We start from the raw sequence: 242 nt of genomic DNA, 5'->3' as shown, positions 1-242 counted from the left end.
ACATGGGCCTGCCCGTTGGCGACCTGTTCGAGCACCTTCGCGCGCGCCTTGCCGGTGACCTAGCCGGCCAGCCAGGCGACCTGCACGCCCAGCGGTTCCAGCCAGCCGCGCAGGTTGGTGAGGAGCTGTTCGGCCAGCAGTTCGGTGGGGGCAGCCAGCGCGACCTGCTTGCCCTGCCCCACCGCCCGCATGGCCGCCAGCGCGGCCACCACAGTCTTGCCCGAGCCGACATCGCCCTGCAC

The 242-nt window shown here is 72.3% G+C and carries 1 pseudogene; it reads right to left on the bottom strand.

The window, feature by feature from the left end:
- Window positions 1-62: 62 nt before the first annotated feature.
- A pseudogene (locus ACQG3P_RS22290) lies at window positions 63-242 on the bottom strand (DEAD/DEAH box helicase); the annotation flags it as partial.

The organism is Stenotrophomonas sp. SrG, from assembly GCF_050031795.1.
Lineage (GTDB): Bacteria > Pseudomonadota > Gammaproteobacteria > Xanthomonadales > Xanthomonadaceae > Stenotrophomonas > Stenotrophomonas rhizophila_A.
This window is presented reverse-complemented; position numbering and strand designations above follow the sequence as displayed.